Genomic DNA, 24,896 nt, shown 5'->3' on the forward strand with positions numbered 1-24,896 from the left:
GCTCAAGCGCCCCCGAGAGCGATGCGCACGACCGAGACGATACCGAAGGCAGCGCCCGCGAACGGCACGATGTTGACGAGAAGCCAGGCCGCGATCTTGCCGCCCTCTTCGTGGATGTAGTCTTCGAGCATGACCTGCACGCCAAGACGCGCGTGCTGGAAGGTGTTGATCATGATCAGGATCAGGGCGGTCGCCGGCAGGGGCTTGGCCGCCCAGGCATGGACCGTGGCGTAATCGTGGCTGGGCATCAGCGCGAGGCTGATCATCAGGAACGGGATCAGCACGAGATTGCCAACCGCCGTCAGCCGCGACGACAGGAAGTGGTGCGTGCCGTGGTGGCTGGAGCCGAGGCCGCGTACGCGGCCGATGGAAGTACCGTTACCCATGAAATGTCCTTGAGAAGGGTATGGATCGCAGGATCGGAAAGAAGGATCAGTGCAGCAGCACGACAGCCCAGAACACGCTGGTTGCCGCCACCGAGAACAGGATCGTGAGCGAGGACCAGCGCGCATTCGCTTCGAGTTCGTAACCTGCGCCGATATCGAGCACGAAGTGGCGGATACCCGTCGCCATGTGCTGGAAAAAGGCCCAGGTCAGGCCGACCAGAACGACCTTGCCGAGAATGGCCGTCACGGTCTGGATGCCGCCGGCGGGTGCGAGCCACACCCAGTCGAGGAACGTCTGATAACTCGCCGGACCGCCCGCCAACGCGCCGATCCACCAGAGCAACAGCGCGAGGCCAACGAAGGCAAGACCGTTGCCCGTGATGCGGTGCAGGATCGAGACCAACATGGCCGGACCCCAGCGCCAGATTTCGAGATGCGGCGAAAGTGGCCTTTTGCCGGGCGCCTGCGCCATAGAACCCCCTAAAATGATTAGCCAAACCTGCCATGCCCTTGGAGCACAGCGCGATGCCGATTCGTATTAGCCCAAATGCCAGTGCGTGCAACTATCGCGGTAGGGCAATCGCGCTGCCCCTGTTGCAGCGGCCCCATTCACTGGTAGAGCGCTCCGCATGGAAACACCTGCCATTCTCGTGACCGGCTCGACGCGGGGCATCGGCGCCGCACTGGCCGAAGCACTTGCCGCCCGCGGTGCCGCTATCATCCGCCATGGTCGCAGCAGCGCCCCCGGCGTCGTCGGTGCCGATCTCGGCGCACCGGCAGCAGCGGAAATGCTGTGGGAACAAGCGCTCGACATGGCTGGCGGCGCGATCGACGTGCTGGTCAACAATGCCGGGCTTTTCGCGGCCAACCCCATCGATGCGTCCGATATCGCCTGGCTTGATGGCTGGGAAGAGACGCTGCGGATCAACCTGACGTCCGCCGCGCAGCTTTCCCGCCTCGCAGTGCGCCACTGGCAGGCGCGCGGTGTGGCGGGGCGCATCGTCCATATCGCCAGCCGCGCCGCCTATCGCGGAGATTCGCCCGCGCACTGGCACTATGCGGCGGCGAAAGGCGGGATGATCGCCATGCACAAGACCATCGCGCGGGGCTATGCCGCGCAAGGGATCCTGAGCTTTGCGGTCACCCCCGGCTTCACCAATACGGATATGGCGGGGGACTATCTCGCCAGCAGGGGCGGCGCCGGCCTCCTCGCCGATATTCCGCTGGGCCGCGTCGCCACGCCGGAGGAAATCGCCGCCATCGGCGTGTTCTGCGCGCTCGATGCGCCGCCGAGCATGACCGGCGCGGTGATCGATGCCAATGGAGCCAGCTTTGTTCGCTAGGGCGCTCACCATGGCGGTGCTCGCGCTGGCCCCGGGCCTTGCGCTCGCCAAGCCCGCCAAGGCAGGGCCGGACCGCGCCGCGACGAAGGCTCTCGTGCAGCAGTGCGAAGGCAAGGAAGATTTTTCCGCCCCCGCACCGACCGCCCGGCTTTACGCCAACACATACTACGTGGGCACCTGCACCGTCAGCGCGCTGCTGATCACCTCGCCGCAAGGCCATGTCCTCGTCGATGCGGTGACCGAGCAGGCCGCGCCCGCGATCCTCGCCAATATCCGCGCACTGGGCTTCAAGCCCGATGATGTGCGCTGGATCGTGACCAGCCATGAACACTTCGACCATGTTGGCGGGCTTGCTGCGCTGAAGCAGGCAACCGGCGCGAAGGTCGCGCTCAGCGCAGCGGCGGCGGCCGTGCTGGCCAAAGGCAAAGTCGATCCGGCGGATTCGCAGGCCGGCTGGCTCAAGGAACACGATTTCGCGCCCGTGAAGGCTGATCGCATTGTCGCGCCGGGCGCGGTGGTAGCGGTTGGCCCACTGCGCCTGACCATGACGGCAACGCCCGGCCACACGGCCGGCTCCAGCAGCTGGACCTGGCAAAGTTGCGCCGGGAAACAGTGCCAAACCGTTAGCTATATCGACAGCATTTCCGCGCTGGCCGCCCCGCCCTATCGCTTCAGCGACCACCCCGAAGTTGTCGCCCGTTTTCGCCGCACGTTTGCAGCCATAGCGGCGCGGCGCTGCGGCATTCTCGTCACGCCTCACCCCTCGGTCAGCCATTTGTTCGAGCGGATGCTGGGCGATGAACCGCTTGCTTCTCCCGATGCTTGCCGCAGTTATGCGGCGATGGGCCGCAAGGGGCTCGATGCCCAGCTCGCCAAGGAAACAACCAAGTGAGCTGGAAAATCACCGTCCGCGCCGCAGCCGAAATCGTGCGCGCAGCCCTCGTCGCGCATGAGGACGCCGAGGACTGGGACTACGCCATCGTGCTGGGCGGCGGGCAGATCGCTCCGGACGAGCCCGATGCCTGGCAGCTTGAAGCGTGGCTTGAACACAAGCCGACCTTCGCGGACAAGGCCGCCATTGGCGCGCTGTTTGCCGATGAAACGCCCGAACTGATCATCGAGGAACTGGCCGACGCCGACTGGGTCACGCTCAGCCAGCAGAATGTGGAGCCGATCCACGAGGGGCCATTCCACGTCCGCACCCCGGACCATCCGCCGGTTCCGGGCCTGCGGGACTTCGTCATTCCGGCCAGTCAGGCGTTCGGCACCGGCCACCATGAGACGACCTCGGGCTGCCTCGCCATGCTGGCGCATATCAAGGCGCAGGGCCTGATGGTCCGCAACCTTGCCGATATCGGCACCGGCACCGGCCTGCTGGCCTTTGCCGCGCTGCATCTGTGGCCGCGCGCGCGGGCGACGGCGAGCGATATCGATGCGGTCTGCGGGCCGGTCGTGGCGGAGAATGCCGCGCTCAACGGGATTGCGCTGGGCGATGGCCCCGGAAAACTTGCGATGGTGATCGCGCCGGGCATGGAGCATCCCCTGCTGCGCGCCGCTGCGCCCTACGATCTGCTGATCGCCAATATCCTCGCCGGGCCGCTTGCCGAACTGGCACCCGATTTCCGCAAGGTCGTTGCGCCCGGTGGCAGCGTGCTGCTGGCGGGGCTGCTCACAACGCAGGAACCGACCGTGCGCGCCGCCTATACCCGCGCGGGCTTTTCGCTGCGTGCGCGCATGCAACGCGGCAACTGGTCGATCCTGTGGCTCAGGCGGCGGACAGCGCGCTGAGCAGCAGCGCCAGGGCATTGCTGGTGAAGGCGATCATGTTGGCGAGCCGGTCGTCGTGCCCGGTCTCGACAATCATCGCCGCCTCGTAGTCCGGCCCCACTACCGCAGCGGCACTGGTGCCCGATGCCACGCCCAGCGGGTGGACGCCCGGCCCTGCCGCGCCGGTTTCCGCCACACCCCAATCGCTTTCGTACCGCGCCCGGATGAGCCGCGCCTGCGCCAGCGCATAGGCCTCGGTCGCCGAGGTCAGCCCGCGCAGGGAGCCCGGCTCGTGCCCCAGCACGAGGCGGCGGCCCTTGAGCGTGTAGATCACCCCGCCGCCGCGATAATAGGCCGAAGCACCCGGCATCGCGAGCAGCGCGGCGGAAATGAGCCCGCCCGTTGCGCCATCGACGACAGCGATCGACTGGCCACGCGCCTTGAGGAGCTTGCCGGCTTCAGTGCCGATGGGCGTGAGGTCTTCGAAGGTCATGTCTGGTTTATCCCGCTGCCTTGACGATCTCGGCCCAGGCCGCCTCGTCGATCACTTCGATGCCGAGCGCCGCGGCCTGCTTGAGTTTCGAGCCGGCACCCGGTCCTGCCACGACCAGATCGGTCTTGGCCGAAACCGAGCCCGCTGCCCGCGCGCCGAGTGCCTCGGCCTGCGCCTTGGCCTCGTCGCGGCTCATCGTTTCCAGCTTGCCGGTGAACACCACTGTCTTTCCCGCAACCGCGCTGGCCTTGGTCTCGACGATATAATCGGGCGGTGAGACTTCGCAGAGCAGGTCGTCCCACACCGCCACATTGTGCGGCTCGTGGAAGAAATCGCCAAGTGCCTCGACCACCACGGGGCCGACGCCTTCGATTCCGAGAAGTTCCGCCACCGCTTCGGCATCCTCTGCCTTCGCCCGCATCGCCACATCGCGCAGCGCGGGGAGCGTGGTGAAGCGCTTCATCAGATCGCGTGCCGTCACCGCGCCGACATGGCGGATGCCGAGCCCGAACAGCAGCCGCGCCGCATCTGGCGTGCGCTTGGCCTCGATGGCAGCGAGCAGGTTGTCCACAGACTTGTCCTTCCACCCCTCGCGCCCGACGATCTCGTCACGGCGGCGGCGAAGACGGAAAATGTCGGCGGGGCTCTCCAGCCAACCGAGCCCGAAGAACTCGATGACTGTCTTCTCGCCCAGTCCCTCGATATCGAGCGCGGCGCGGCTCACGAAGTGCCTGAGCCGCTCGACCCGCTGGGCCGGGCAGATCAGGCCGCCAGTGCAGCGCACATCGACTTCGCCTTCCTCGGCCACGGCTTCGGACTGGCATTCCGGGCAGTGATCGGGGAACTGATAGGCCTCGCGCGGCTCTTCGCGCGTCAGGTTATCGACAACTTGCGGGATCACGTCACCCGCGCGCTGGAGCACGATGCGGTCGCCGACGCGCAGGCCCAATCGCCCGATCTCGTCGCGGTTGTGCAGCGTGACATTGGTGACGGTAACCCCGCCCACCAGCACCGGACGCAAGCGGCCGACCGGAGTCAGCTTGCCCGTGCGCCCCACCTGAATGTCGATCGCCTCGATCACCGTCTCGGCGCGCTCGGCGGGAAACTTGCGCGCAAGGCCCCAGCGCGGTGCCTTGGCGACGAAGCCGAGCCGCTCCTGCCAATCCAGCCGGTCCACCTTGTAGACCACGCCGTCGATATCATAGGGCAGCCCCGGCCGCCGCGTGCCGATGGTGCGGAAGTGTTCGACCATCGCCGCGACCGAACCGCAGCGCACCAGCAGTGGCGAAACCGGCACGCCCCAGGCCGCGATCTGCTGCATCACCTCGTACTGCGTCTCACCCGGCACCGCGCTCGCCGCGCCCCAGCCATGGGCGAGGAAGCACAAGGGCCGGCTCGCCGTGACGTTCGCATCCTTCTGGCGCAACGACCCCGCAGCGGCATTGCGCGGATTGGCGAAGAGCTTCTCGCCCTTCTCCTCTTGCGCCGAGTTCAGCGCCGCAAAATCGGCCTTGGCCATATAGACCTCGCCGCGGATCTCGAACACGGCGGGGGCATCGCCCGCCAGCACCTGCGGAATATCGCGGATATGCGCGACGTTGGCCGTCACATCCTCGCCAACCTGCCCGTCGCCGCGCGTGGCGGCGCGTACCAACCTGCCGTTTTCATAGCGCAGCGAGCAGGAGAGGCCGTCGATCTTGTCCTCGGCGGTCATCACCACATCTGCATCGGGCGAAAGCGCGAGGAAACGCCGCACGCGGGCAACGAATTCCTCGACTTCCTCATCCGAAAAGGCGTTGTCGAGGCTCATCATGCGAACTTCGTGGGTCACCTTGCCAAGCGGCGAGGCGACCACTTCATGCCCAACCTTGCGGCTGGGGCTGTCTTCGCGGATCAGGTGCGGGAATGCCGCCTCAAGCTCGGCATTGCGGCGCACGAGCGCATCGTATTCGGCGTCGCTGATCTCGGGCGCGTCCTGCGCATGATAGAGCCGGTCATGATGCGCGATCTGGCGCGCAAGGCGCATCAGTTCGTTGGCGGCATCAGCTTCGGACATGGTCATGGCTCGGCCCTCCCCAGCACTGTCACCACCAGCGAAATCCGTGCGCGGAAGCCGAGCGATTCGTAAAGCCGGATCGCGTGGGTGTTGTAGGCATAGCTGTGCAGGAACGGCGTATCTCCGCGCTCGGCAAAGCCTGCCAGCACGCGGCGGATCATCCGGCCGGCGAGGCCCCTGCCCTGCCGGTCCGGCGCGGTGCAGACGCCGCTCAGTTCGGCCAGGCCGGGCGCGGGGCGCATGCGTTCGCCAGCCATCGCGATCAGGCGGCCATCCTCGCGCAGACCGTAGTAGGGGCCATAGCGGTGGGTGTGCGAGCGCCAGGGGCCGGGCTGCGTTTCCAGCGCAAGCGCACTCATCTCGGGCGCATCCGCTTCGCCGAGCAGCAGCAGTTCAGGATCAACGACGAAGGTCTCGAGCGGACCATCGGCTATCATCTGCAGCAACGGCGCGGTGCGCAGCACGCGAGTTCCGGGCGGGGCGACTTGCTCCGCGCCTTCCAGCAGCCAGATTTCGTCATCACTGCTCGTCAGGAGCCCCGCGAGTTCCGCTTCGTGCCCCGGCGCGGCGGCAGCGAAAGGGCCATAGGTCGGGTCGATCCGGCAGACCGTGCCGCGCACCACGGCAAGCGCGGCCTGCGGGCCATTGAGCAGCGACCAGATCGGGCGGTCAAGCGAATGCGCGTCCATGGGGAGGCGGCTCAGGCCTGTTCGAGCAGGCGTTCGGCCTGCGCGCGCGCTTCGGGCGTGATCTCCGCGCCGGAGAGCATGCGGGCGATTTCCTCCTGCCGCCCGCCCGCATCGAGCTGGACGACGGAAGTGCGCGTGACAGTGCCTTCGGAAGACTTTGCAATCAGGTAATGCGCCGTGCCGCGCGCGGCCACTTGCGGGCTGTGCGTGACTGCCAGCAACTGCCCGCCCGCCGCAAGCCGCGCAAGGCGCTCGCCGATCGCGCTGGCAACCGCGCCGCCGACGCCGCGGTCGATCTCGTCGAAGATCACCGTCGCCGCGCCGCCCTCTTCGGCCAGCGCGACCTTGAGCGCGAGAATGAAGCGCGAAAGCTCGCCGCCAGAGGCGATCTTGGCGAGCGGCGCGAAGTCCGCGCCGGGGTTGGTCGAGATCAGGAACTCGGCGGCATCGACACCATGCGGGCCCCAGCGATCCTCCGGCAGGCGCACGACCGCGGTGCGGAAGCGCGCGGCATCGAGCTTGAGCGGGGCCAGTTCGGCCGCCACCGCCGCATCTAGCCGCCGCGCCGCCTCGGCCCGGGAGACCGAGAGGCTTTCCGCCTTGGCGCGGTAATCGAGGCCTGCATCCTGCGCGGCGCGGGCGAGGCCGGCAATCGAGGCCTCACCACCCTCGATCTGATCGAGCGCGGCGCGCATTTCGGCCATGCGGGCGGGAAGCTCGTCAACGCTGCAACCATGCTTGCGGCCTGCGGCGCGCAGATCGAACAGCCGCGTTTCGATCCGGTCGAGCAGCAGCGGATCGTGCGAGAGGGCTTCGGCGGCTTTCTCCAGCTTGTCCTCGGCCTCGCTCGCCTCGATCACCGCGCGGTCGAGCGCTTCCATCGCCTCGGTCAGCAAGGGGTGTTCATGCGCGATCCGGTCAAGCCGGCGCGAGGCGCTGCGCAGGGTTGCGAGCGCCGAATCGGAGCCGGTCCACAGGTGCTGCAGCTCGGCGAGATCGCCCGAAAGCCGCTCGCCCTTCTGCATCGACGCACGTTGCTGCGCGAGTTCGGCTTCCTCGCCAACTTCGGGCGCAAGCTGCGCGAGCTCCGCGAGATGGGCGACCAGCAGGTCCTGCTCCGCCGATGCCGCAGCAAGGCGGGCCTGCGCTGCGGCCAGCGCATTTTCCGCCGCGCGCCACTTTTCCCAGGCCGCGCCGACTTCGCTGACGTCGGCCCGCGCATAGCGATCCAGCAGCGCACGGTGCCCCCGCGCGTTGACGAGGCCGCGATCATCGTGCTGGCCGTGGAGCTCGACCAGACTACGCGCGAGCTCCCGCAGCAGCGCAACGCTGACTGCCTGATCGTTGACGAAGGCGCGGCTGCCGACCGCCCCTGCACCGCTCGCCCCGCCTTCCGCGCGCAAACGGCGTCGGATGATCAGTGGTTCGCCCGGCTCCACCGCGATCTCGGCTTCGGCCAGCGCCGAGGCCAGCGCATCGGGCAACCGTGCGAACTCGAATGTCGCGGTCACGCTCGCCTCATCCGTCCCGGCGCGGATCAGCCCGCCATCGGCACGATCACCGAGCACGAGACCCAGCGAATCCAGCAGGATCGACTTGCCCGCACCCGTCTCGCCGGTGAGCACGCCAAGCCCGCGCCCGAACGCAAGGTCGAGCGCTTCGATCAGGACAACATTGCGAATGGACAGACCCGTAAGCATCGCCGCCGATCCTTACCCAGTCCGCCGCCCCGCGTCACCCTGCTCGCGAGGAGAACGCACCATGTTGGCAAAGCTGTGGATAAACCCGGGCATTGGGGCGTTGTAAGACAGTGGCATGACAGGGTGCAACGTGGACGACATGCGATCGTGACAGGGATCCGGCTCAGTTAGCAAACTGATAGGGATCTCGCCGATGACGCGCCGCGCACAGGCCTGGGGATTTTCCCCCGCTGCCACCGAACTTGTCAGGTCCATTCCCGCCTGGCTCGATCTGCCAGAGCCGCGGGGATTCCGCCCCAAGCGCAAGGTGCGCACGGTGTGGGTTTCCGACATTCACCTCGGCACGCGCGGCTGCAACGCCGAGATGCTGCTCGATTTCCTCGCCTCGATCGAATGCGAGACGCTTTATCTGGTGGGCGACATCGTCGACGGCTGGCGACTCTCGCGGGGGTGGTACTGGCCGGACGCGCACAACGAAGTGGTGCGCCGCGTGCTCAAGATGGCGCATCGCGGCACCCGTGTGGTGCTGATCGCGGGCAACCATGACGAGATGTTGCGGCCTTACGCGGGCATGAGCTTTGGCGGGGTGGAAATCGCGCTGGAAGCAGTCCACCTGACGGCGGACGGGCGCCGCCTGCTGGTGACGCATGGCGACAAGTTCGATGGCGTGGTGCTCTATGCCCGCTGGCTCGCCTTCCTCGGGGATCAGGCCTATTCCGTGCTGCTGCGTGCCAACCGCTGGTTCAACGCGGTGCGCCGCCAGTTCAAGCTGCCCTACTGGTCGCTCTCCGCCTACCTCAAGAAGCGAGTGAAGAACGCGGTGCAGTTCGTCTGCGCGTTCGAGGAAGCCGTGGCCCACGCCGCGCGCGACATGGACGTCGATGGCGTCATCTGCGGGCACATCCATTGCGCCGAGATACGCCAGATCGGCGACGTGACATACTATAACGACGGCGACTGGGTCGAAAGCTGCACCGCGCTGGTCGAGGATCACGCCGGTGCGATCACGATCGTCGATTGGGCGGCCATCTGCTTTGAAGAAGCCTTCGCCAAGAGCACCCAGGACGCGGCCGAACCCTCGCGCATCAAGGAAGACGCATGAAAATCGCCCTGTGCACCGATGCGTGGCACCCGCAGGTCAACGGGGTTGTCCGCACGCTGGCCACCACCATCGAGCGGGTGAATGCGCGCGGGCACGAGGTCATGCTGGTCACGCCGAACCAGTTCTTTACCTTCGGCCTGCCCGGCTACCGCGAGATACGCCTTGCAATGCTGCCGCGCTTCCGCACCCGGCGGATGCTGCGTGATTTCGATCCCGATATCGTCCACATCGCCACCGAAGGCCCGATCGGCTGGGCGGCGCGGGGCTGGTGCAAGGCGAATGGCGTGCCCTTCACCAGCGCCTTCCACACGCGCTTTCCCGATTATGCCGCCGTCCGCACGGGGCTCAGCGCTGACCGGTTCTGGCCGATCATGCGGCGTTTCCATGCGGCGAGCCATGCCGTGCTGGTGTCGACGCCGACGCTTGCGGCCGAACTTGCCGGCCATGGCCTTTCGCAGGCGACGCCGTGGTCGCGCGGGATCGATGCGAACCTGTTTCACCCCGGCCATGCGCCGCTGGATGTGCTGGCCGATTTGCCGCGCCCCATCATGCTCAACGTCGGCCGGGTCGCGGTCGAAAAGAACCTCGTTGCATTCCTCGATGCCGATGTTCCGGGCACCAAGGTGGTGGTCGGCCATGGCCCCGATCTTGCGCAATTGCGGGCACGCTATCCGCAGGTGCGCTTCCTCGGCGCGCTTTCGGGCACGCCGCTGGCACAGGCCTATTGTTCGGCCGACGTGTTCGTTTTCCCGAGCCGGACCGATACCTTCGGCCTCGTCATGATCGAAGCCATGGCCTGCGGGCTGCCGGTGGCTGCCTATCCGGTGCCGGGTCCGATCGACGTGGTCGGCGTGAACGGCCTCGGACCGGACGGCAATCTCCCGCAGCCGGTCGGCGCGCTGGAGGAGGATCTCGCCAAAGCCATCACAGCCGCGCTGGCCTGCAGCCGCGAAGCGGCAGCGGCGCACGGCGGCAGCTACAGTTGGGACCACGCAACCGACCAGTTCCTCGGCGCGCTCGGCAGCGCCGTGCGGACCCGCACCATCAGCAGAGCGGCGTGATCAGCCGCCCTGCAATCAACTGGCGGTGGTACCGGGCGCCTTCTCGTTCATGAGCTTGTAGGCGCGCTCGTACCATTCGTTGCCCGGATAGTTGCTGCCGAGTACAGCCGCCGCCTTCTGCGCCTGTTCTGGAAGGCCCAGCACGAGGTAGCTTTCGACGAGGCGATAGAGCGCCTCGGGCGTGTGGCTCGTCTGCTGGTACTTCTCGACCACGGTGCGGAAGCGCAAGGTGCCCGCGAGCCACTTGCCGCTGCGCTGATAAAAGCGGCCGATCTCCATTTCCTTGCCGGCAAGGTGATCGTTGACGAGATCGAGCTTGAGCCGCGCATCGATGGCGTAGGTCGTGTTGGGATAGCGGCGCGAGACTTCGGTCAGCGCGGTCAGCGCCTGCTGGGTGATCTTCTGGTCGCGCGTAACGTCGCTGATCTGCTCGTAATAGCACAGGGCGACGAGGTAGTAGGCGTAAGGCGCGTCCTTGTTGCCGGGATGGATTGAAAGGAAGCGCTGCGCGGACTGCACCGACTTCGCATAGTCGCGCGCGGCGTAGTAACTGAACGCGCTCATCAACTGGGCGCGGCGGGCCCAGGGCGAATAGGGATGCTGGCGCTCCACTTCGTCGAACAGCGCCGCGGCCTGCTTGGCATCGCCGCGATCGAGCCGATCCTTCGCCGCAGCATAGAGCGTATCGACGTCGCGCGCGACGTAGGCGACATCCTTCTTCGCCTTGGTGCCCGCACAGCCGGCGGTGAGCCCGAGCAAGGCGGTGGCGGCGGCGAGTGCGAGGAGGCGCAGCGGGCTGCGACCATGGCTGACGTCTGAGACTGAGGCGATCATGGCGGTGCTATAGCCAGCAGGCGACTGAACGCCAAGTGAAGTTCGCCGCTTTTGCCGCTTCGCTTACGCGGCCTGTTCCTCGAACGGCGGTACGAGCGTTATCGGATCGGCGAGCGTGATCCTGTCGAGCATCGCGGCCATCTCATCGCGCAGCTGCAGCATCAGGCCGCGCAGGCGGCAATCGGCTTCGGGCAGGCAATTGTTGCAGGATTCGTGCGCGTTGCGGCTGGCGCAAGGCGTGAGCGCGAGGCTGCCGCGCGTGAGCCGGATGATATCGCCATAGCGAACATCAACCGGCGGCAGCGCGAGTTCGTAGCCCCCTTCCCGGCCGCGATGCGAGATCACGATGCCCTCGCGCGCCATCTCTGACAGGATGACGGTGAGGAACTTGCGCGGGATGTTCTGCGCTTCGGCAATCGCGTCAAGCCGCACCGGCCCCTGCCCGAACGTATCGGACAAGTGCTGGAGGGCGCGGATCGTGTAACGCGTCTTCTGCGATAGCATGGCCCCAATTTGAGCCGAGGCGAGCGAAAGTCAACTCCGGGAGTAGAAATACCCCCATCCGCCGTTATCCTACAACAGGCGTAACCGGACGGACCGCGAAGACGCCGAAAGCGACAATCACGCCGTAGCACAGCGCTGGGAGCACGAGCGCCGTGGTAAGGCTGCCGGTCGCATCGGCCAGCGCGCCGGTCGCGAGTGGGACAACCGCGCCGCCAAAGATCGCGACGTTGATGATGCCCGAGCCATCCGCCGCGCGCTTGCCCAGACCTTCACAGGCCAGCGTGAAGATCGTCGGGAACATGATTGAGTTCATCAAGCCGATGGCGAGCAGGCTGTAGGCCGCGATGAGGCCCGATGTGTGGGTCGAAACCGCCAGCAAGGCGATGGCGCCCGCAGCGCAGCCGGCCAGCGTCTTTGCAGGGCTGACCACGCGCAGCAGCGCCGAGCCGATGAAGCGGCCGACCATCGCGCCGAACCAGTACTTCCAGATCTCGCCGCCCGCCGCCTCGTGATCGATGCCCATGACGGAGGGGAGCGCAAGGTAGTTCACGATGAGCGAGCCGATCGAAACCTCGGCGCCGACATAGAGAAAGATGCAAAGCGCGCCGAAGCCGAAGCGCGGACGCGACAACAGCGCCAGGCTGGCGGCCAGCGAGCTATCCTCGTGGCGTTCACCCTTCAGGCGGTTGCGGTTGGCCCAGACGACTGCGGCGACCAGCGCGAGGCTGACGGCGAGGCCGATGTAGGTGTTGACCACAAGGCGGCTCTCGGTGACGCGGTAGGCATCGAGCGCAGGGCCGACCAGCTGATCGACCTTCACGTCCTTGATCTTGCCAAGGATCACGCTGGCGCCGATCAGCGGAAAGAGCACGGTGCCGAGCGAGTTGAACGCCTGCGCAAACGTAAGCCGGCTGCTGGCGGTGCGCGCGGGGCCGAGCAGCGAGATCAGCGGGTTCGAGACGACCTGAACCAGCACCACACCGCTTGCCAGGATGAACAGCGCGAAGAGGAACAGTACGTAGAGCGCGCTTTGCGAGGCCGGGATGAACAGGAGGCAGCCCGCCATCATGGTGAGCAGGCCCACCGCCGCGCCGCGCATGTAGCCGATGCGCTTGACCAGCCAGGCACCCGGCACGCCGATCACGGCATAGGCAGTGAAGAAGCAGAACTGCACCAGCATGGCCTGGGTGTAGTTGAGCGTGAAAAGGTCCTTGAGTTTCGGAATGATCACATCGTTGAGCGAGGTGATGCCGCCGAAGAGGAAGAACAGCGCCATGACGAAGATGCGCAGTTCGGGCGCATCGATATTGCCGGCATCGGTTGCGGAAGCGGAATCAGCGGCGGCTGTCGGGGCCATGGCCATGGGGTCTAACTCTCCTTGCGGCCGATTATCCGCCGGCCCTGCCGCATCGTTTGTGCCAAGGCGCGCGGGAAAGTCCACCTGCTCTTGCGGCGCATACGTATCGCCGTCGTGGACAAAATCGCAGGAAGATCGCGCGATTTCCGCAGCTTCATACGACAAGCCCCGCTCCGACACAGTCGAAGCGGGGCTGAAAAGTGAACGTTATCAGCGATGTCTTACTTCGCTGCCACCTTGAGGTAGGCGATGACATCGGCGCGGTCCTGCGGGTTGCTGAGGCCCGGGAAAGCCATGCGCGTGCCGGGGACATACTTCATCGGAGCGGTAAGGAACGCATCGAGCGTGTCCGGACCCCAGGTAACGCCCTTGCCCTTCATGCCCGCCGAGTAGCTGAAGTTGGCGAACGTGCCCGCCTTGCGACCGACAACGCCCTTGAGGCTGGGCCCCATGCGGATCGCGCCGGTGTTGAGATCGTGGCAGGCCGCACAGCGGGCGAAGACCGTCTTGCCGCGCGCCGCATCGCCCGCCGGACCCGCCGCCTGTGCTGCACTGGCCGCAGTGAGAGCGGCAAGCGTCGCTGCGCCGAGCGCGATGAAACCAAGACCCGTCTTCGAAATCGTCATGAGAAACTCCCCTGTATGACCATCATCCGTTTAGGACAAGCGGCCTGTATCCGAGCTTAATGTCCTGTTTGTCTGCGTGAAAGGCTCAGGTCCGGTTCGGTGCCGAAAGGTAGACCTTGATGATGAGCCGATAGAGCTCCGAACGTTCGTCCGCCGTGAGCGGGCTGAGCAGCTCGGCCTCGTCCGTAAAGATGATCTCGCGCGCGGCGGTGAGCGTTGCGGTGCCGGTCTCGGTGATCCACAGTCCGCCGGCGCGGCGATCGAGCTTCGAGGGTTCGGACACGAGATGCCCGTTCATGGTCAACTGACGCACGAACTGGTGAACGGTGGGCCGCTCGATCTTGAAGAAGCGTGAGAGATCAGATTGCTTGACCCCCGGGTTGGCGTTGACAAGCCAGAGGATCGCGACCTGCTTCGGCGTGACTTTGAACGATTCCAGCTGGCGTTCGAGCCGCGAGAGCAGCAGCGTGTTGATCGTGCCGACATGGATGCCCAGCACCTGATCCAGCCCGTCAAGATCCAGACCGGGCGTGACGGCCTGCCGGCTGAGAGGCGCTGGGCGCGTCACTGTTTCGGTGGACCTCGTTGTCTCGATCGACAAAAGCGGGCCTTTCTGTCTCGCTGGGGCTGTCTGCAGCCGTTTCCTTAAGGTGCGACGCAGCCTGACGCAAATCTTTGTCGCAGTGCAGCGTGAAACGATTGCGATTGTCGGCAGAGACCCAGCGAGCAGGCGCGCTTCAGTGTCTGATCAGGTAATCGAAGGCCGAAAGTGCGGCCTTGGAGCCCTCACCCATCGCAATCACGATCTGCTTGAAGGGCACGGTGGTGACGTCACCCGCCGCGAACACGCCGGGCAGGCTGGTCGCCAGATGGCTGTCGATCTCGATCTCGCCCCGGTTCGTCATGGCAAGCGCGCCGTGCAGCCATTCGGTGTTGGGGACGAGGCCGATCTGCACGAAGATCCCTTCGAGTTCGACCGTGTGGACTTCGTCAGTCTTGCGGTCGCGGTAGACGAGCCCGGTCACCTTCTCGCCGTCGCCGGTCACTTCGGTGGTGAGCGCCGAGGTGATCACGGTGACATTGGGCAGGCTGCGCAGCTTGGTCTGCAGCACCGCATCGGCGCGCAGTTCGCTGTCGAACTCGATCAGCGTGACATGGGCGACAATGCCGGCAAGGTCGATCGCCGCTTCGACACCAGAATTGCCGCCACCGATCACCGCGGTGCGCTTGCCCTTGTAGAGCGGGCCATCGCAGTGCGGGCAATAAGCGACGCCCTTGTTGCGATACTCGTCCTCGCCCGGCACGCCGATCTGCCGCCAGCGTGCGCCGGTGGAGAGGATGACGGTCTTCGCGCGCAGGCTCGCGCCGCTTTCCAGCTCGACCGTGGCGAGGCCATCGCCGTTGGCGGGCTTGAGACCGACCGCTTTCTGCAGGTTCATCACGTCGACATCGTAGTCCTTCACGTGGCTCTCCAGCTGCGCGACAAGACGCGGGCCTTCGGTGTGCTGGACCGAGATGAAGTTCTCGATGCCCATAGTATCGAGCACCTGCCCGCCGAAGCGCTCGGTGACGACACCGGTGCGGATGCCCTTGCGCGCGGCGTAGATCGCCGCCGCAGCCCCGGCCGGCCCGCCGCCGACGATCAGCACATCGAACGGATCTTTGGCAGCGATCTTTTCCGCCGCGCGGGCGACGGCGCCGGTATCGAGCTTGGCGACGATCTGGGCAAGGTCCATGCGGCCCTGACCGAACAGTTCGCCGTTCAGGAACACCTGCGGCACAGCCATGATCTTGCGCCGCTCGACTTCTTCCTGGAACAGCGCGCCATCGATGGCGACATGCGTGACGGCCGGATTGAGCGCGGCCATGATGTTGAGCGCCTGCACGACATCGGGGCAGTTCTGGCAGGTGAGCGAGAAGAACGTCTCGAAGTGCAGCGGGCCTTCAAGACCGCGCACGGTTTCGAGGAGATCCGCCTCTTCCTTGGGCGGGTGGCCGCCAACGTGCAGCAGCGCGAGGATCAGCGAGGTGAACTCGTGCCCGAGAGGCAGGCCAGCGAAGGTGACGCGCGGTGCTTCACCCACGGCGCCGATGGCAAAGCTGGGGCGGCGGACATCTGTGCCGTCGAAGCGCGCGGTGACCTTGTCCGAAAGGACCGCGATTTCCTCGACGAGGCCGCGCATCTCGTCGCTCTTTGCGCCCTCGCCAAGGCTGGCGACGAGCTCGATCGGGCGGCGCAGGTTGCCGAGATAGGTCTTGAGCTGGGCGGTGGTGGCGGTGTCGAGCAGCGACATGGGCGCAGGTTCCTTGAAATCAGCAGGGCAATCAGGGGGGGCAATCAGCAGGCAGGCGGGTTCGTTCGCGCCGGAGCGAATACCGGCGCGCGGGGAAGACATGTGCGAGCAAAACGAGGCCGGGCGGCGGCGGAGGGGGAGGGAAAGACCGCCGCCCGGCGGGTTGCGAGAGGCCGTGCGGGGGGAGTGCCGGCGCTCTCGCGAAGGGTCATCAGTTAGATCTTGCCGACGAGATCGATCGACGGAGCGAGGGTCTCGCCGCCTTCTTCCCACTTGGCCGGGCAGACCTGGCCGGGGTGCTCGCGCCAGTACTTGGCGGCCTTGATCTTGCGCACGAGTTCAGCCGCGTTGCGGCCCACGCCCTCAGGCGTGATCTCGATCAGCTGGATCACGCCGTCCGGATCGACGACGAAAGTGCCGCGGTCAGCCAGGCCGACGCCGGGGCGCAGGTTGTCGAACGCGTTGGTCAGCGCGTGGTTCTGGTCACCCACGAGGTAGTAGGTGATCTTGCCGATGGCCGGCGAGCTATCTGCCCAGGCCTTGTGGCTGAAGTGCGTGTCGGTCGAGACGCCGAACACTTCGACGCCCATGCCCTGCAGCTCGGCATAGTTGTCCTGCAGGTCTTCCAGCTCGGTCGGGCAGACGAAGGTGAAATCGGCAGGGTAGAAGAAGAACACCGCCCACTTGCCGGCGATGTCTGCCTCGGTGATGTCGACGAACTTGCCTTCCTTGTAGGCCGTGTTGGCGAAGGGCTTGATCGGGGTGTTGATCAGGGACATCAGCTTTCCTCTTTCTGGCGGGCCGGGATGGTCCGCGTGAATGGCAGGGGCGCATTTAGCGCGAGTCGGTACGCGGCGCTAATGATCAATCCTGAGCAGATTGATTGACTGGATCGATCAATGAGGCGCGCGCTGCTCCCTGCCCAAGATGGTTACCGGTGCCGTCGCCATCAACAGGCATTGGGCCGCTCGATGAGCCGAGCTGGTGGAGGAATAAAGCCTGCTGCACCCACGCGCTGATCGGCTAAGGTGCGGCATCTTGCAGCAACCGGATGAGGGAACCACCACGATGGCATCGAACAATCCCTGGCACCACATGCGAAGCGCTGGTGTGGCCGACGATATCGATTTCGAGATCAAGGGGCAGGAACTGCAATTCGTCGAGATCGAACTCGACCCCGGCGAAAGTGCCGTGGCCGAAGCCGGAGCCTTCGTGTGGAAGGACAGCTCGATCGAGATGACCACCGTCTTCGGCGATGGCAGCGCGGACCAGGGCAGCGGCTTCATGGGCAAGCTTCTGGGAGCGGGCAAGCGCCTGCTGACGGGCGAGAGCCTGTTCACCACCGTCTTCACCCACACCGGCCATGGCAAGGCGCGCGTGGCCTTCGCCTCCCCCACCCCGGGCGCGATCCTGCCGCTCAAGCTTTCGGACCTCGGCGGCACGCTGATCTGCCAGAAGGACAGCTTCCTCTGCGCCGCGCGCGGGGTGAGCATCGGGATCGCCTTCCAGCGCCGGATCATGACCGGCCTGTTCGGCGGCGAAGGCTTCATCATGCAGAAGCTCGAAGGCGATGGCTGGGTTTTCGTGCAGATGGGCGGAACGCTCACCGAACGCACGCTGGCGCCGGGCGAGGAACTCCACGTCGATACCGGCTGCCTTGCGGCCTATACGCCGGGCGTGACCTTCGACCTGATTGGTGCGGGCGGGGTGAAAAGCGTGCTGTTCGGCGGCGAGGGCCTGTTCTTCGCGCGGCTGACCGGGCCGGGCAAGGTGTGGATCCAGTCACTTCCGTTCGCGCGCCTTGCCGGACGGATGCTGGCGGCGGCCATGCCTGGCGGCGGGCAGAACCGGGGCGAAGGCTCGGCGCTCGGCGTGCTGGGGGATTTCATTCAGGGCAACAACTGAGCATGGCGGGAGGCGGTTGATGCCGCCCTGGATCCCCGCCTGCGCGGGGATGACAAAGTAAAGATGAGTCTACCCACAAACCTCGTCATTCCCGCGCAGGCGGGAATCCAGAGCAGCACACGCTTCATTTCGGGAAATGCAGGGAGGCGCTGCGGGCACCTCCCCTCGCCTGCGGCCCTCAGAACGTGACCTTCACCGTGCCGCCGAAGGTGCGCGGATCACCGATATTGCCCACGATCAGGCCGGTATTGCCCGGCGCGACCGCAAGCTGATCGTAGTAGTTCACGTCGAACGCGTTGCGGACCCAGCCAAACACGTCGATCCCCTGCTCGGTGCGGAAACCGAGGCGGAAGTTCGAAAGCGCATAGCCATCGACATTGGTATAGGCCGAAGGGCTGGCGTTGGATGACCACGACGACCGGTAGCTGCCGTCGAAGCCAAGATAGACCTGGCCTTCCTTGCCCAGCAGCGTGACCGGCACATTGCCTTCCGCGCCGTAGGAAAACGCCCACTTCGAGACGCCCGGAAGGCGCGAGCCCGAAATGTCGCATTGCGCGGGGCTGATGCCCGGCGTGCCCGCAGGCGCGGTCGGGCCAGTCGGCACGCCGTTCGCATCGAGCGGCTGGGCAGTGCCGCCGGAAAGCTCGGGCGGGCACGGCGCATTGGTGAATTTCACGAACTTGGCATCCGTGTAGGCACCGTTGCCGTAGATGTTGAAGCGCTCGCTGGGGCGGAACGACGCGTCGAACTCGAAGCCCTGCGACCGCGCCTTGTCGGCATTGGCGAGATAGCCCCGGATCAGGCCGACCGCGAAGTTCGAGACCTGCGACTGGTAGTTGCTCACATCGGTGCGGAAGGCGGAGAGGTTGAAGGTCACCTTGCGATCAAGGAACTGGGTCTTGATCCCCACTTCGTAGTGATTCACCGATTCCGGCTTGATCGTGGCCAGATCGAGCAGCGGCACGCCGGTCACGGCATCGGCCGGCACACCGTTGAGGTTGATGCCGCCCGTCTTGAAGCTCTTCGCGTAGGTTGCGTAGAGGTGGACATCACGCGTGACATCCCAGGCAGCGGTCACGTCGCCCGAGAAGTTCCAGTCGCTGAAGTTGGCGAGGAACGACTGCGGGGCCAGCACGGCCAACTGCGCCCGTTCGCGCGCGGTGTTGAGGCTCCTGCCCGCCGCGTCGGACTTGAACACGAGCGTGTTGCCCGCACCATCCGTCACGACCGAGTTATAGCTGCCTTCCTTCTTGTCGTAGTTAAGGCGGAAGCCCGGCTGGATCGAGACCGTGTCGGTCAGCTTGTAGATGATCTTGCCGAAAATCGCGGCGCTGGTGTTCTTGAAGCTGATGTCATTGTTCGCAGTCAGGCCGTCGAGCACGGTCGGATCACGCGACAGTGCATTGCTGGGGGCAATCAGCCACCGGCTGGCAGCGGCGCCCTGCTGCTGGATGCCGCGCGTGCGGATCTTCTGGTAGAACCCGAAGGCACCCAGCGTATAGCCCAGCTTGCCGGTTTCGCCCGAGAGCCGCAGTTCCTGCGAATACTGGTCCTGATGCGAGGGATTGTTCGATTTCGAGGTGATCGGAAGCCCCAGGAAATCACGGTCGTTCGACGGATCCCAATCCCAGTAGCGCCAGGCGGTGACCGAGGTGATTGTGCCGATACCGGTATCGATCTTCGCACGCAGCGAAACCCCGCCGATATCGTTCTTCGCGTGCAGCGGGCTGTCGACGTCGGTCACGCGGTCGAATGCGTTGGTACTCGGCACGGCGTAGTTGAACGCGGCGGCGAGCGCATCATACTGGCGGTTGAGCGGACGCTGGGTGGCGCCGGTGCGCACATAGACCTGCGTGCAGCAGATGGGGTTCTGGTGGCTGTAGTCACCCGCCAGCGTGATCTCGACGCCATTCGACGGCTTCCACAGCAGCTGGCCGCGCAGGCCGAGGTTGTCCTGCGAATTGACCTTGAGGTTCGAGGTCACGTTGAAGATCGTGCCGCGGCGATCCGTGAGCGAGCCGGCGATGCGCAGCGCGACCGTATCGGACAGCGGCGCGGAGAGGGCGGCCTTGGCCTGGAAGAAGCCGAGATTGCCGGCGCTCAGCTCGATGCGGCCTTCGGGTTCGAACGAGGGCTGGCGGCTGGTGATGTTGATCGCGCCCGCCGTGGTGTTCTTGCCATAGAGCGTGCCCTGCGGCCCGCGCAGCACTTCGATCTGCTTCACATCGAGGAAGTCGAACGTGCTGCTGGCGACGCGGGCCATGTAGACGTCGTCGACATAGATGCCCACGCCCTGCTCGATGCCATCATTGGTGAGGCCGAGCGGCGCGCCTAGGCCGCGGATATTGACCGAGGTGTTGCGCGGGTTGGACGAGGTGAACTGCAGCGTCGGGGTGAGTTGCTGGAGGCGGCCGACATTGAACGCGCCGGTTGCGTCGATGTGATCGCCGCCGACGACCGAGATCGCGAGCGGCACATCCTGCGCAGTTTCGGCGCGGCGGCGCGCGGTGACCACGATGGTATCGTTGTCGCTTTGGCCAGTGCCGACCGAGGTGGTCTGGTCAGCCGGTGCCACAGTATCGGCAGTGGTATCGGCGGCAAGCGCCGGAGTGGCGGCAAGCGGCAGAATGGCCGCCCCCGCGAGAAGGAGAACACGCAAAGTCATCGTCGATCCTTTGTCTGGGTCTCACGATGCCTCCGGTGGTCCGGTGGGCGGTGTGATAGGTCTTGGTGGTTGGTTGATCAGGTCAGCTGGGCTTGAGGCGCTTCTTCTCGGTCACGTCGATCTGGACGACGCGGCCCTCATGCACGGTCAGGGCGACCGTGCCGAAACGCAGGCCGGTGAGCGCCTCGCGCACGCTGGCGAGGCTTTCCTCGAGGTGGCGCTGGGCATCGCCATTGCTGGTGCCGGGCGCCTGGTTGGGTGTTGTCATCGGGCTTCTCCTTGGATCTGGTCTCCATCAGCGGTGAACATGCGCGCGCGGTGGGGGTTGAAGCGGATCGTTTCGCCGAGCCGGGGTGCATCGCCGCTGCTCGGCAGATCGAGCTCGACGAACTGGCCGCTTCCTGCGAGCAGCCCTTCGGCCCGCCACACCGCGCCCTTGCGGAACACGTTGTCGACGATCAGCGCCTCGGCGCCGTCTGCCGCGAGGGTGATCTCGTGCGGGCGGAAGTGGATTTCCCCGCCCCCAGAGAGACCTTGGGCGGGCAAGCGGTTGGTTTCGCCCACGAAGTGCGAAACGAAGGGCGTCTCGGGGTTCATGTAGACCGCGTCGGGCGCGCCGATCTGTTCGATGCGGCCCTTGTTCATGACGACGACGCGGTCGGCGAGTTCGAGCGCCTCCTCCTGATCGTGCGTCACGAAGATCGAGGTGAGCCCCACCTGCTTGTGCAGATCGCGCAGCCAGCGGCGCAGGTCCTTGCGAACCTTGGCATCGAGCGCGCCGAAGGGTTCGTCGAGCAGCAGCAGACGCGGTTCGATCGCGAGCGCGCGGGCAAGCGCGACGCGCTGGCGCTGGCCGCCCGAAAGCTGGCCGGGATAGCGGCTGCCGAGGCCTTCCAGCTGGACAAGGCGCAGCAGCTCCTCGGCGCGCGCCTGCCGGGCGGCCTTGGCCATGCGGTGCTTGCCGCGCCGCACGCTGAGCCCGAAGGCGACGTTGTCGGCCACCGTCATGTGGCGGAAAAGCGCGTAGTGCTGGAACACGAAGCCGACATGGCGGTCCGCAACCGGCATGCGCGAGACATCCTCGCCGCCGAGCTGGACCGTACCGCCATCCTGAAACTCGAGCCCGGCGATGATGCGCAGGAGCGTCGTCTTGCCCGAGCCCGAAGGGCCGAGCAGCGCGATGAACTCGCCCGGCGCGACATCGAGATCGATGCCGTGCAGCGCCGGATATTCGCCGAAGCGCTTGGTGATGCCACGAAGGTGAATCAATGCCGTGCTCCTGCATGGAGGCCGAAGCGCCATTCGAGCACCGTCTTGGCGACGAGCGTCACCAGGGCGAGCAGCGCGAGGAGAGAGGCGACCGCGAAGGCGCCGACGAAGTCGTACTCGTTGTAGAGAATCTCGACATGGAGCGGCATCGTGTTGGTCTCGCCCCGGATATGGCCCGAGACAACCGAGACCGCGCCAAACTCGCCCATGGCCCGCGCGTTGCACAGCAGCACGCCGTAGAGCAGGCCCCAGCGGATGTTGGGCAAGGTGACGTGCCAGAACGTCTGCCAGCCCGAAGCGCCCAAGGAGATCGCGGCTTCCTCATCGTCCTTGCCCTGTTCGAGCATGAGCGGGATGAGCTCACGCGCGACGAACGGGAACGTGATGAACACCGTCGCCAGAACGATGCCGGGGACCGCGAAGATGATCTTGAGATCGTGCTCGGCCAGCCACGCGCCGAACAGGCCGTTGGCGCCAAACAGGAGCACGAAGATCAGGCCCGAGACCACGGGAGAGACCGAGAACGGAAGGTCGATCAGCGTGATCAGCAGTGCCTTGCCGGGGAACTGGAACTTGGTGATCGCCCAACTCGCGGCCACTCCGAACACCATGTTGAGCGGGACCGCGATGGCCGCGATGATCAGGGTCAGCCGGATGGCGGCAAGCGCATCGGGCGTGTGCAGCGCATCGAGGAACGGCCCAATGCCCTGCTCCAGCGCCTCGCTGAACACCGCAAGCAGCGGCAGCAGCAGGAAGAAGCCAAGGAAGACGAGCGCGAGGGTGATAAGCGCAGCGCGCGCCAGCGGGCTTTCGGTGGTGGGTGCCATGCTCATGCGCCCATCCTCCGCCGGCTGGCGGCCTGGATCAGGTTGATCAGCAGCAGCACCGCGAACGAGGCGAGCATCATCACCACGGCAATCGCGGTGGCGCCGGCATAAGCGTATTGTTCAAGCTGGGTGACGATCAGCAGAGGCGCGATCTCGGTGCGGCCGGGCATGTTGCCCGAGATGAAGATCACCGAGCCGTATTCCCCCACCCCGCGCGCGAAGGCGAGCGCGAACCCGGTGAGCAGAGCGGGGCCGATGGCGGGGAAGATCACGTGGCGAAAGGTCTGCCAGCGCGTGGCGCCCAGCGTTGCGGCGGCTTCCTCGACCTCGCGGCCAAGATCGGCGAGCACCGGCTCGACCGAGCGGACGACGAACGGCAGACCAATGAAAACGAGCGCGATCGAAATGCCGACCCAGGTGAAGGCAACCTTGATGCCGAGCGGCTCCAGATACTGGCCGATCCAGCCACCGGGCGTATAGAGCGCGGTAAGCGCGATGCCGGCAACGGCGGTCGGCAGCGCGAAGGGCAGGTCCACCAGCGCGCTCACCACCTGCTTGCCGGGAAAGCTGTAGCGCACGAGCACCCAGGCAACGACGAGGCCGAACACCGCGTTGACCAGCCCCGCCATCGCCGCCGTGCCGAAGCTCAGCTGATAGGCGGCCATCGCGCGGGGGCTCAAGCCGACGGCGACGAACTCCGCCCAGCCCATGCCGGCGGCCTTGAGGAAGATCGTGGCGAGCGGGATCAGGACAATCAGCGTCAGCCACGCGAGGGTGAAGCCGAAGCTGAGGCCGAAGCCGGGCAGCACGGACGGCTGCCTCCAGCGCTGGATCGATGCGGACATGGAGCGGCGCGCCTACTTCTTGGCGTAGATGCGGTCGAACACGCCGCCATCGTCGAAGAACGTCTTCTGCGCCTTGGCCCAGCCGCCGAAATCCTTGTCGATGGTGACCATCGGAATCTCGGGGAACTGCGCCTTGAACTGCTGCGCGATGGCCGGATCGCGCGGGCGGTAGAAGTTGTGCGCGATCGCGGTCTGCGCCTCGGGCGTGTAGAGATAGCGAAGATAGGCCTCGGCGACTTCGCTCGTGCCGTGCTTCTTGGCATTGGCGCTGATCACCGCAACCGGCGGTTCGGCAAGGATCGACAGCGACGGCGTGACGATCTCGAACTTGCCCTTGCCGAGCTTCTTCTCGGCGAGGAACGCTTCGTTTTCCCATGAGATCAGCACATCGCCGATGCCGCGTTCGACGAAGGTCGTGGTCGAGCCGCGCGCGCCGCTATCGAGTACGGGCACGTGCTGGAAGAGCTGCTTCACATAGGCTTCGGCTGCTGCATCGGAGCCGCCCGCCTTTCGGCCATAGGCCCAGGCCGCGAGGAAGTTCCAGCGCGCGCCGCCGCCGGTCTTGGGATTGGCGGTGATCACTTCGACACCGGGCTTCACAAGGTCGCCCCAGTCCTTGACGCCCTTGGGATTGCCCTTGCGCACGAGGAACACGATGGTCGAGGTGTAAGGCGCGCTGTTGTCAGGCAGTGCCTTCTGCCAATCGGCCGGGAGCAGCTTGCCCTTCTCCGAAATGGCGTCGATGTCATAGGCGAGCGCGAGCGTGGCGACATCGGCCTCAAGCCCGTCGATGATCGCGCGGCTCTGCTTGCCCGAGCCGCCATGGCTCATGCGGAAGGTGACGTCCTTGCCGGTCTTCTGTTTCCAGAACGCGGCAAAGGCCGGATTGATCGCCTGATAGAGCTCGCGCGTGGGATCGTAGGAGACGTTGGTCAACTCGATTGCGCCGTTCTTGCTGCCCCCACCCGAGCAGCCAGCCAGCATGAGGCCGAGGCCCAACGCGCCCGCAAAGACCGCGCGTCGGCGAAGGGGGCGGCCAAAGGGAAAGGTTGTGTCGCGAGTGGTCATGCTTCGTACTCCCGTTGGCGTCAGCCCCGGGGTGGCCCCCAGCGCGTCGGGTCGTCACTAAACTCAATAAATAAGATAGACATTAGAGTTCTGCTTGGGGGCGAC

The 24,896-nt window shown here is 65.9% G+C and carries 25 protein-coding genes; 6 read left to right on the forward strand and 19 right to left on the reverse strand.

The features are described 5' to 3' along the window. Positions 1-2 precede the first annotated feature (2 nt). On the reverse strand, positions 3-386 hold the full coding sequence (sdhD, locus tag ACO06X_RS02510) for a succinate dehydrogenase, hydrophobic membrane anchor protein (RefSeq protein WP_421838433.1): 384 nt from the start codon (positions 384-386) through the stop codon (positions 3-5). Between the two features lie 46 nt (positions 387-432). Next, on the reverse strand, positions 433-858 hold the full coding sequence (gene sdhC, locus ACO06X_RS02515) for a succinate dehydrogenase, cytochrome b556 subunit (RefSeq protein ID WP_421838434.1): 426 nt from the start codon (positions 856-858) through the stop codon (positions 433-435). A 157-nt stretch (positions 859-1,015) separates the two neighbouring features. On the opposite strand from sdhC, the gene ACO06X_RS02520 reads away from it, so the two are divergent. From ACO06X_RS02520 to ACO06X_RS02530, 3 genes are read left to right on the forward strand one after another with little or no spacing between them, the layout of a single operon-like run. After that, positions 1,016-1,729 carry an SDR family NAD(P)-dependent oxidoreductase gene (locus ACO06X_RS02520; RefSeq protein ID WP_421838435.1) on the forward strand — a complete coding sequence of 238 codons (714 nt, stop codon included), beginning with the start codon at positions 1,016-1,018 and terminating at the stop codon, positions 1,727-1,729. Positions 1,730-1,739: 10 nt separating this feature from the next. Then, positions 1,740-2,621 carry a subclass B3 metallo-beta-lactamase gene (gene bla, locus ACO06X_RS02525; protein ID WP_421838436.1) on the forward strand — a complete coding sequence of 294 codons (882 nt, stop codon included), beginning with the start codon at positions 1,740-1,742 and terminating at the stop codon, positions 2,619-2,621. Further along, positions 2,618-3,517 carry a 50S ribosomal protein L11 methyltransferase gene (locus tag ACO06X_RS02530; protein ID WP_421838437.1) on the forward strand — a complete coding sequence of 300 codons (900 nt, stop codon included), beginning with the start codon at positions 2,618-2,620 and terminating at the stop codon, positions 3,515-3,517. Before bla ends, ACO06X_RS02530 begins: the two co-directional genes overlap by 4 nt. On the opposite strand, the gene ACO06X_RS02535 is transcribed toward ACO06X_RS02530, so the two are convergent. Genes ACO06X_RS02535 through recN form a run of 4 tightly spaced genes read right to left on the reverse strand, consistent with a single transcriptional unit; the run spans position 3,495 to position 8,434 of the window. Beyond that, the gene (locus ACO06X_RS02535) at positions 3,495-3,989 is read right to left on the reverse strand and encodes a CinA family protein (RefSeq protein WP_421838438.1); all 495 of its coding nucleotides are present in this window, start codon (positions 3,987-3,989) and stop codon (positions 3,495-3,497) included. The genes ACO06X_RS02530 and ACO06X_RS02535 overlap by 23 nt on opposite strands. A 7-nt stretch (positions 3,990-3,996) precedes the next feature. Further along, positions 3,997-6,051, reverse strand: a complete 2,055-nt coding sequence (ligA, locus tag ACO06X_RS02540; RefSeq protein ID WP_421838439.1) for an NAD-dependent DNA ligase LigA — start codon at positions 6,049-6,051, stop codon at positions 3,997-3,999. Next, positions 6,048-6,734, reverse strand: coding sequence for a GNAT family N-acetyltransferase (locus ACO06X_RS02545; protein WP_421838440.1), 687 nt, complete (start codon positions 6,732-6,734; stop codon positions 6,048-6,050). Before ACO06X_RS02545 ends, ligA begins: the two co-directional genes overlap by 4 nt. Before the next feature lie 11 nt (positions 6,735-6,745). Beyond that, a complete protein-coding gene (gene recN, locus ACO06X_RS02550) occupies positions 6,746-8,434 on the reverse strand; it encodes a DNA repair protein RecN (protein WP_421838441.1) in 1,689 nt (562 codons plus the stop codon). Positions 8,435-8,627: 193 nt separating this feature from the next. On the opposite strand from recN, the gene ACO06X_RS02555 reads away from it, so the two are divergent. Together ACO06X_RS02555 and ACO06X_RS02560 are read left to right on the forward strand one after the other, a co-directional pair. Then, a complete protein-coding gene (locus tag ACO06X_RS02555; protein ID WP_421838442.1) occupies positions 8,628-9,536 on the forward strand; it encodes a UDP-2,3-diacylglucosamine diphosphatase in 909 nt (302 codons plus the stop codon). Beyond that, positions 9,533-10,597 carry a glycosyltransferase family 4 protein gene (locus ACO06X_RS02560; protein ID WP_421838443.1) on the forward strand — a complete coding sequence of 355 codons (1,065 nt, stop codon included), beginning with the start codon at positions 9,533-9,535 and terminating at the stop codon, positions 10,595-10,597. The genes ACO06X_RS02555 and ACO06X_RS02560 overlap by 4 nt, the downstream gene beginning before the upstream one ends. Positions 10,598-10,612: 15 nt before the next feature. Here ACO06X_RS02560 and ACO06X_RS02565 read toward each other — a convergent pair whose 3' ends face one another. The 7 genes from ACO06X_RS02565 to ahpC all read right to left on the reverse strand — a co-directional run bounded on the left by ACO06X_RS02565 (position 10,613) and on the right by ahpC (position 16,991). Further along, positions 10,613-11,431, reverse strand: a complete 819-nt coding sequence (locus ACO06X_RS02565) for an outer membrane protein assembly factor BamD (protein WP_421838444.1) — start codon at positions 11,429-11,431, stop codon at positions 10,613-10,615. Positions 11,432-11,494: 63 nt separating this feature from the next. Beyond that, positions 11,495-11,935: an RrF2 family transcriptional regulator gene (locus ACO06X_RS02570; protein WP_421838445.1), complete on the reverse strand. Its 441-nt coding sequence runs from the start codon at positions 11,933-11,935 to the stop codon at positions 11,495-11,497. Between the two features lie 64 nt (positions 11,936-11,999). After that, a complete protein-coding gene (locus ACO06X_RS02575) occupies positions 12,000-13,298 on the reverse strand; it encodes a sugar MFS transporter (RefSeq protein WP_421838446.1) in 1,299 nt (432 codons plus the stop codon). Between the two features lie 215 nt (positions 13,299-13,513). Then, entirely contained in the window at positions 13,514-13,918 is a 405-nt protein-coding gene (locus ACO06X_RS02580) for a c-type cytochrome (protein ID WP_421838447.1), read from the reverse strand. An 85-nt stretch (positions 13,919-14,003) separates the two neighbouring features. Next, on the reverse strand, positions 14,004-14,486 hold the full coding sequence (locus tag ACO06X_RS02585) for a MarR family winged helix-turn-helix transcriptional regulator (RefSeq protein ID WP_298166974.1): 483 nt from the start codon (positions 14,484-14,486) through the stop codon (positions 14,004-14,006). Between the two features lie 169 nt (positions 14,487-14,655). Beyond that, a complete protein-coding gene (gene ahpF, locus ACO06X_RS02590) occupies positions 14,656-16,212 on the reverse strand; it encodes an alkyl hydroperoxide reductase subunit F (protein ID WP_421838448.1) in 1,557 nt (518 codons plus the stop codon). A 215-nt stretch (positions 16,213-16,427) separates the two neighbouring features. Continuing rightward, entirely contained in the window at positions 16,428-16,991 is a 564-nt protein-coding gene (ahpC, locus tag ACO06X_RS02595; RefSeq protein ID WP_298166977.1) for an alkyl hydroperoxide reductase subunit C, read from the reverse strand. A 289-nt stretch (positions 16,992-17,280) separates the two neighbouring features. On the opposite strand from ahpC, the gene ACO06X_RS02600 reads away from it, so the two are divergent. Continuing rightward, on the forward strand, positions 17,281-18,117 hold the full coding sequence (locus tag ACO06X_RS02600; protein WP_421838449.1) for an AIM24 family protein: 837 nt from the start codon (positions 17,281-17,283) through the stop codon (positions 18,115-18,117). 178 nt (positions 18,118-18,295) lie between these two features. Here ACO06X_RS02600 and ACO06X_RS02605 read toward each other — a convergent pair whose 3' ends face one another. From ACO06X_RS02605 to ACO06X_RS02630, 6 genes are all read right to left on the reverse strand, one after another. Further along, positions 18,296-20,782 carry a TonB-dependent receptor gene (locus ACO06X_RS02605; protein WP_421838450.1) on the reverse strand — a complete coding sequence of 829 codons (2,487 nt, stop codon included), beginning with the start codon at positions 20,780-20,782 and terminating at the stop codon, positions 18,296-18,298. 82 nt (positions 20,783-20,864) lie between these two features. Beyond that, positions 20,865-21,050: a YezD family protein gene (locus ACO06X_RS02610; RefSeq protein ID WP_298166984.1), complete on the reverse strand. Its 186-nt coding sequence runs from the start codon at positions 21,048-21,050 to the stop codon at positions 20,865-20,867. Beyond that, positions 21,047-22,051: a sulfate/molybdate ABC transporter ATP-binding protein gene (locus ACO06X_RS02615; protein ID WP_421838451.1), complete on the reverse strand. Its 1,005-nt coding sequence runs from the start codon at positions 22,049-22,051 to the stop codon at positions 21,047-21,049. The genes ACO06X_RS02610 and ACO06X_RS02615 overlap by 4 nt, the downstream gene beginning before the upstream one ends. Continuing rightward, positions 22,048-22,884, reverse strand: coding sequence for a sulfate ABC transporter permease subunit CysW (cysW, locus tag ACO06X_RS02620; protein ID WP_421838452.1), 837 nt, complete (start codon positions 22,882-22,884; stop codon positions 22,048-22,050). Before cysW ends, ACO06X_RS02615 begins: the two co-directional genes overlap by 4 nt. Continuing rightward, positions 22,881-23,723 (reverse strand): sulfate ABC transporter permease subunit CysT, encoded by an 843-nt coding sequence (gene cysT / locus ACO06X_RS02625; RefSeq protein ID WP_421838453.1) that lies wholly within the window; start codon positions 23,721-23,723, stop codon positions 22,881-22,883. The genes cysW and cysT overlap by 4 nt, the downstream gene beginning before the upstream one ends. Positions 23,724-23,735: 12 nt before the next feature. Continuing rightward, entirely contained in the window at positions 23,736-24,791 is a 1,056-nt protein-coding gene (locus tag ACO06X_RS02630; RefSeq protein ID WP_421838454.1) for a sulfate ABC transporter substrate-binding protein, read from the reverse strand. Positions 24,792-24,896: the final 105 nt, after the last annotated feature.

Origin of the sequence: Novosphingobium sp., from assembly GCF_965229225.1 — a bacterium.
Classification (GTDB): domain Bacteria; phylum Pseudomonadota; class Alphaproteobacteria; order Sphingomonadales; family Sphingomonadaceae; genus Novosphingobium.